The organism is Psychrobacillus sp., from assembly GCF_056205495.1.
In genome coordinates, this window is sequence record NZ_JBAEAP010000006.1 from 1 (window position 1) to 1,650 (window position 1,650).

Below are 1,650 nucleotides of genomic sequence, written 5' to 3' on the forward strand. Positions count from 1 at the left end.
GGAAATAATAATTTAAAACGCTCTCAGAGCTAATCTCAAACACCCTAATAGATAGCAAACTTTCCAGTAAAAGTAATATAAAACTATAAATTTTAAAAAGGTTCCCAAATTCATATTTGGGAACCTTATTTTGTGATAAAATGGATGTTATGAGGTGAGCGAAATGCAACAAGAAATTCCGAGATTATTAAAGGATTTTTTAGTATATTTGACAACTATTAAAGGGAAATCTCCTCGAACTAGAAAAGAGTACGAATATGATATTAGTCTGTTCTTACGTTTTATAAAATCAATGGATGAGGACATTCCTGCAAACAAAATAGAAGAAGTAACTATAAAAGATATTAAGATAGATCGAATAAGAGAAGTCACATTAGAAGATCTTTATATGTTTATTGAATTTTGTGAGGTACAGAGAAATAATAGTGCAGTAACTAGAGCGAGAAAGGTTGCAACACTGAAATCCTTTTTCAAATATTTAAAGGGTAAACGAAAATTATTGGAGGATAATCCGGCAGATGAGCTGGAAAGCCCTAAAATCGGGAAAAAGTCTCCTATTTACATGAATCAGGTAGAGGCAGAACAATTTATAGCAGGTATAAAGCGGAGCAATCATTACTTTAGAAATTATTGCATGATTATGCTGTTTTTGAATTTAGGACTTCGTGTCTCTGAGTTATGTAGCTTAGATCTTAATTCGATACATGACCGAACCCTTCGAATCGTCGGTAAAGGAAACAAGGAACGTACAGTATACTTAAATAACGCCTGTATTAATTCTATTCACATGTATTTTGAGAAGGAAAGACCAACTATACAAGGGGCAAAAGACAATAATGCTTTATTTTTATCTCAAAAAGGAACACGTCTAACAAGACAAACCGTTGCTAAAATAGTGAAGCAGATCAACGTAGACTCTGGACTTAAAAATGATAAAATAACTCCACATAAGCTACGACATTCAGCTGCAACGATTATGTACAAGCATGGAGCAGACATAAGAAGTCTACAGCATATTTTAGGTCATACGAGCGTTTCCACGACCCAAATCTATACGCATGTGGAAGACAAAGAAATACAACAAGTTTTAGAGAGCAATCCATTCAATCAAATCAATTAGGTTTACATAATATTATTATGTAAACCTAATCATGATGTGTCACAAGTTGAAGTGGTTAATTCGATCTTGAACTTAAAAACTTTAATGGGATACATTAATCTGGGGAGAGTATAGTTTGGAAAACGTGGAATTAATCATAATATGAATCAATTGATTGCTTTGTAATAAAAGTACTGATAATCATTTTTTCGTATAGTTAAGTAAATTTCATAAAGACCAGAATACCTATGAAACACGAACATTTATTTATAATGATTGTAGCTATAAGAAGAAACTGAGGTATGAAGGAGTGAGACAGAAACGACATATAAAGCTAGCTAAATTACTATGGATGCCGTTTCAAAACCCCCTCAAAAACCCATATTACCTAACCTAAATAAAAATTATTTTTCCAGAAAGACATACGAATATTATAGTATTGTTTTTAATGTTCGTGTTTTTGAGCTGGTGATGGAGAGAAGATGATTTCTGTATTGTACAGAAATCATCTTTTTATTGTCCTTTAATTGGTGACTATACAAAATGAAAAA

At 32.0% G+C, this 1,650-nt stretch carries 1 protein-coding gene; it reads left to right on the forward strand.

Annotated elements, in window-relative coordinates:
- Nucleotides 1-163 precede the first annotated feature (163 nt).
- The gene (locus AC06OU_RS00120; protein ID WP_475853291.1) at nt 164-1,120 is read left to right on the forward strand and encodes a tyrosine recombinase XerC; all 957 of its coding nucleotides are present in this window, start codon (nt 164-166) and stop codon (nt 1,118-1,120) included.
- Nucleotides 1,121-1,650 lie beyond the last annotated feature (530 nt).

What these genes read in the sequence shown, in the direction of transcription:
- AC06OU_RS00120 (WP_475853291.1), top strand. Translation starts at nt 164, where the DNA reads ATGCAACAAGAAATTCCGAGATTATTAAAGGATTTTTTAGTATATTTG.